Annotated in this window: 7 protein-coding genes; 6 read left to right on the forward strand and 1 reads right to left on the reverse strand. The window is 68.1% G+C overall.

Features of this window, described 5'->3' with window-relative positions; all coding sequences use genetic code 11:
• Both N869_RS13005 and N869_RS13010 read left to right on the forward strand, forming a co-directional pair.
• The coding region (locus N869_RS13005; protein WP_052105535.1) for a leucine-rich repeat domain-containing protein at window positions 1–813 on the forward strand (813 nt) is incomplete at its 5' end.
• A gap of 219 nt (window positions 814–1,032) precedes the next feature.
• Window positions 1,033–1,815, forward strand: coding sequence for a hypothetical protein (locus N869_RS13010; RefSeq protein ID WP_156968550.1), 783 nt, complete (start codon window positions 1,033–1,035; stop codon window positions 1,813–1,815).
• A gap of 40 nt (window positions 1,816–1,855) precedes the next feature.
• Here N869_RS13010 and N869_RS13015 read toward each other — a convergent pair whose 3' ends face one another.
• On the reverse strand, window positions 1,856–2,641 hold the full coding sequence (locus tag N869_RS13015; protein WP_035062308.1) for a hypothetical protein: 786 nt from the start codon (window positions 2,639–2,641) through the stop codon (window positions 1,856–1,858).
• Between the two features lie 351 nt (window positions 2,642–2,992).
• Between N869_RS13015 and N869_RS13020 the strand changes: the two genes are divergently transcribed.
• The 4 genes from N869_RS13020 to N869_RS13035 all read left to right on the forward strand — a co-directional run bounded on the left by N869_RS13020 (window position 2,993) and on the right by N869_RS13035 (window position 4,310).
• A complete protein-coding gene (locus N869_RS13020; protein ID WP_035062309.1) occupies window positions 2,993–3,340 on the forward strand; it encodes a hypothetical protein in 348 nt (115 codons plus the stop codon).
• A 100-nt stretch (window positions 3,341–3,440) separates the two neighbouring features.
• Window positions 3,441–3,719 (forward strand): hypothetical protein, encoded by a 279-nt coding sequence (locus N869_RS13025; protein ID WP_035062310.1) that lies wholly within the window; start codon window positions 3,441–3,443, stop codon window positions 3,717–3,719.
• A gap of 118 nt (window positions 3,720–3,837) precedes the next feature.
• On the forward strand, window positions 3,838–4,071 hold the full coding sequence (locus N869_RS13030; protein WP_035062311.1) for a ribbon-helix-helix protein, CopG family: 234 nt from the start codon (window positions 3,838–3,840) through the stop codon (window positions 4,069–4,071).
• Window positions 4,068–4,310 carry a toxin gene (locus N869_RS13035; RefSeq protein WP_035062312.1) on the forward strand — a complete coding sequence of 81 codons (243 nt, stop codon included), beginning with the start codon at window positions 4,068–4,070 and terminating at the stop codon, window positions 4,308–4,310. The genes N869_RS13030 and N869_RS13035 overlap by 4 nt, the downstream gene beginning before the upstream one ends.
• Window positions 4,311–4,589: the final 279 nt, after the last annotated feature.

The following is a 4,589-nucleotide window of genomic DNA, read 5'->3' on the forward strand; positions in this document are numbered from 1 at the left end:
CACACATCCATAGTGAAGAGCCCCTATGACGGCAGCATCACCGACCTCGAGTTCCTGCGGTTCTTCCCTGAGCTCAGGCGGTTCTCGGCCGACGCCATGTACAGCAATCTGGCCGACATCGACGGGCTGCGGCACCTGTCACAAGACCTGCGCTCACTGACCCTGGGACAAACGAAGCGGAAGCTGTCGCTGCGGCCGTTGGCGCGCTTCAGCCAGCTTCGGGAGCTGTACCTGGAGGGGCACACCAAGGATATCGCCGTCGTCGCCGGCCTCACCGAGATGCGCCGCCTGACGTTTCGCAGCATCACGCTGCCGGACCTGACCCTGTTCGCGCCGCTGGACAAGCTCGAGGCCCTCGACTTGAAGCTCGGCGGGACGAGCAACCTCGCTGGCATCGAGGCTTTTCAGCGGCTGCGCTACCTGGAGCTGTGGATGATCCGGGGCTTCGCCGACCTCGAGCCCATCACCGCATGCCGCTCGCTCGAGATGCTGTTCCTACAAGCACTGAAGAACGTCACCGCGCTGCCGGACCTGTCGTCGCTGCCGCGGCTGATGCGGGTGCATCTGGAGACGATGAAGGGTCTGCGGGACTTCTCGCCCTTGCTGACAGCGCCGGCGCTAGAGGAGGTCCTCCTCATCGACATGGGGCACTTGGCGCCGCAGGACCTGGCGGTGCTCGCGACGCACCCGAACCGCAAGCGGGCGTCGGTAGGCCTGGGCAGCGACCGGAAGAACGCCGCGGTGAAGCAACTGCTTCGGCTGCCCAAGGCGCCCTACGACAAGGAAGCCTTCCTCGGCGACCTCAGCGCGTAGAGCGCCGACCGCGGGCGACGAGGGCCACATTGGCAAGGCCAGAGCAGGCAGGTGCCGAAGAGCGGTATTGCAAGCTCGTCATTGGCAGTGCACCGCGGCTGGAGCGGACGCCCGGATCTGCCGCACTGAGGGCGGCTACGCTCGCCCGGATCTGCCGCTGTCGGCTCGGTGGGAGATGCCAGGCGTCGTGAGGGGGTTGCCCTCGGGCAGCATGTAGAAGTGGTCCCCATCGACAGGCGCGCGGAACAGATCGCAGCAGCGCTCGTGCCACCGCTTCTAGGTGCCGAAGCGGTCGCGCAAGCAGTTGGCGCCCCGATGGACTACGTCCTCGTCTGGCCGAACGGGCGGGAGGGCGTGCTGGAAGTGACCCTGGTGGCCGATCCGGAAGCGATCAAGTGGCAGAACCAGCTGGCCCAGGCCGGCGGAGCGTGGCAGACAACCGGCAAGTGGGAGCTCCGGCTCCGAACCCTAGCGATGCAGTATCGGCCGACCGAGGCGGCGGCCAGGCGCGTGGTGGACCTGTGCCGTTTCCACGGCACAACGAGCACACCGGCGTTGCCACCCGAAGTCCGGGCGGAGGAGGACGCCGTAGCGCGGATTGAGTCCATCGGGGAACTGAGGCGCGTCAAGGTCGGTCGCGAGGGCATCAGTGTCTTCGTGCCAGTACGTGCCGAGTTCGTGGAAGCAACGGACGAGGACTTCGCGAGTCTTCTCGAGCGGTGGGTCTCGCTTCAGCACGTCGCCGCGCACGTTGCCAAGACATCCAGCGCGACCTCCCGAGAGCGGCACCTCTTCCTCGTCCCGCTGGACGACGTGCTGCCGGTCCGGTTCTACACCGACGACTTCCGAGCACCGAGTCGCTTTCCTCGCGGCTACGAGGGCATCGACGGCCTCTGGGTCTGGTCCAACTACTGGCACCGCTTTCTGGGCTGGCGAGGCGGGCGGTGGTCCTGGGAGAACTTCCCAAGCCGCACAAGTGACTCGACGCGATCGACGCAGTGAGCACACGTGCCGCCGTCCGCGTGAAGCGGCAGCAACCGGCCTAGTCCATCCAGTCTCGCGAGCGTAGGTTCAGGAAGCGCTCATCCAACAGGGCGGCGTTCTCCTCAGGCAGTTCCTGGCGGGGCCACTCCTGCTCCTCGACCTGAGGGATTGACCAGTGATAGCGCAGGCGCTCCGGGGGCCAGGCGAGGTCGTCGTCCCCGAGCACGTGCGAGGCCATCAGGTCTCGGGGGACCTGGCGGCCAGCGGCCTCCAGATGCTCGGTGAGCGCGCTCCAGACGCGCTCCAGCCAGGCCCGCAGCCGCGACACCGGGACGCCGTGGATGCCACCGAGCCAGGTCTCCTTGCTGCTAACGGCGAACGTGCCAGGCAACACTTCGGCGTGGTTCGTCGCGAGCGAGGTCGCTGCCCTGCCCTCCTGCTCGTCGAAGTGCTCGGCGAGGTCGCGTAGGTCCTTCAGGAAGTCCTGCCCGCCGATCTTCGTCCGGGCGTCCTCCGGGAGTCGGGCCTGGGCCCGGATGACGTTGCGGACGGCGACCACCAGGAGGTCCGCCTCGACGGTGAGCTGGATGTGCAGGGCGTGTGTGGGGACCCGCAGCGGCCGGCGCGGGTCGTAGGACCCGTAATCCGTGTCGTAGGAGGCGCGCCATTGCCTGCTCTGGTCCGAGTCGTCGTTGAGCACCCCGCGCTGCTGTGCGTCGACCAGAGCGGCGCTCCACTCACGAGTCGCGTCCTCGAAGCGCAGGAGCTGCATGCGCGCGGCCTCGACCCACTTCAGGCCGGTCCACCACACGTCCTCGTCGGGTGCAGCCTTCTTCGGGCTCATTGCCCGAGTCTCGCACCAGGGGCAGCGAGGCCGGGGGCGCCAGCGCCCAGGCTGACACGCCCTACGAGCAGCCTCCGACACCTGGCCGACACGCTGCGGCATGGCGCCTGACCTCATGCAGCGCGCGCCGGTACGCTCCCGCAGCCGCGAGCGCCTGTCCAAGAGCGAGGTCGATGTGCCCTACCTGTACGACGGTGTCCCCGACCGGCCCGCGTGGCTGCGGCGGTGGGTGGTTCACCGCGTCATGCGGCGGGGGATCCGCCGAGAGGTCCGAATGTTGAAGCGGGGCGAGCCCCTACTGGCCCGACGATCGGTCGCAGGATCACGCGCCGCTATGCCCGGCGCAAGGCCGTGCTCGGCGTCGTGACCGACCCGTCGTTCACGTTCGTCATGCAACTCGTCGCCGGCCCGATCGTGGCAGTGCAGATCGACCGCCTGACGCAGAGACACGGCGAGGGCAGCGTTCTGTGGCTTCTCGTAGGCTCCGCCGTGCTCGCGCTCTCGGTGTGGTTCGCCCGGACGCGCGAGGTGATCGAGACGGTCGAGCGCGACCACAACGAGGGCGCATGGTTCGAGGACCGCCTCGGTACCGTGATCGACGAACTGAAAGCGTCGATCGAGACCACGGATGAGGCCGCCCGCGGCGAGGCGCGGGCGGTCTTGGCAGAACTACGCGCCATACGAGCGCGACTCGACTGAGCCAGGGCCCGGATCGATGCGGCGGAGGCTCCGACACACGCTCATGCCGCCGTGCGCGCGGTCCGCCGTCAGGAGCGGGAATCATGACAGGCTGCGAAGCATGACCGCCGCCGAGCGTCCCACCGCCCTCCGAGCGACGGCTCGGATCGAGACGACGCTCTTCGGTCGGCGCAAGCGGGTAGTGCGCTACGACGCCCGGTACGCCGATGGACGTATCGAACACGACGTCCACGTCGACGAGGTCCTCGAAGGACGGCGCCTGCCGGCAGACGCCTGGACGGCGCGACATGCCTCCGATGCGGCATGCCCGGAGCTCGGCACGGGCTCGTGGGTTGAGTACCCGACTGGTCGGCTCCGGGAGCAGCAACTCGACAACTGAGACAACGCTCGGATCTGCCGCCGTCCGCGCGCCCGCCGGTCCGCCACGCCCTTGGACGGACGTTCGGCGTGGCGGTCCACATCTGGATCGCGCCGCATTTTCGTCATACGATATCCGCATGGTGAGCGATGACCAGATCCAGAAGTGGGCCGACGAGGCCGAAGCGGGCTACGACGTCGACGCGCTCAAGCGTCGGGGCCGCGGCCGTCCCGGTCGAGGGGCCGAACCAGCGCAGGTCGTCGCGGTCCGGCTGACCGCTGAGGAGCTCGACGCTCTCGACGCGGCCGCAGCCAAGAACCACATGAGCCGGTCCGAGATCATCCGGGCCGCTCTGGCCAACTTCGCTGCGTGAAGGTCCACCGCAGCGCGCTCAAGCACGGCATCTCCCCTGAGGACGCCATCCAAGCCGCCGAGTGGGCGCTGTGGATCGAGCCTCTCGACGACGACGGCCCGCCCCTCCGAGAGCTGCGCCTGGGCTTCGATACCCGAGCACGACTGCTCGAGATCGTGGTTTTGATCCTCGAGGCCGGCGACCAGCTGATCATCCACGCCATGCCGGCTCGTCGGAAGTACCTCGACCTGCTGCCCTAGGGTCACAGCGATCCCACGAGGGTTCATGAGGCCACGACGACCGAGAACTCGATCTGGCGCCGACTCCCTGGTGCTCCAGGGTCCGTAGGGTCCGGCTGGACGACCGGAGGCGGGAGCGGATCTCTACTTCACGATCGCCGGCGTCCGTTGACGCCGTCAACACAACCGCCACATCAGGACCTCCGAGAGCGTGACGGTGCGGCGCGTTCTCCCAGTTCAGCGCCTTGCGCCGCAAGGTCCCAACACCTCCAGACAGGTTCGATTCCCGCCACCTCCACC

Source organism: Cellulomonas bogoriensis 69B4 = DSM 16987 (assembly GCF_000767165.1).
In the GTDB taxonomy this organism is placed as follows: domain Bacteria; phylum Actinomycetota; class Actinomycetes; order Actinomycetales; family Cellulomonadaceae; genus Actinotalea; species Actinotalea bogoriensis.

What these genes read in the sequence shown, in the direction of transcription:
- N869_RS13015 (WP_035062308.1), bottom strand. Translation starts at nt 2,641, where the DNA reads ATGAGCCCGAAGAAGGCTGCACCCGACGAGGACGTGTGGTGGACCGGC.
- N869_RS13025 (WP_035062310.1), top strand. Translation starts at nt 3,441, where the DNA reads ATGACCGCCGCCGAGCGTCCCACCGCCCTCCGAGCGACGGCTCGGATC.
- N869_RS13030 (WP_035062311.1), top strand. Translation starts at nt 3,838, where the DNA reads ATGGTGAGCGATGACCAGATCCAGAAGTGGGCCGACGAGGCCGAAGCG.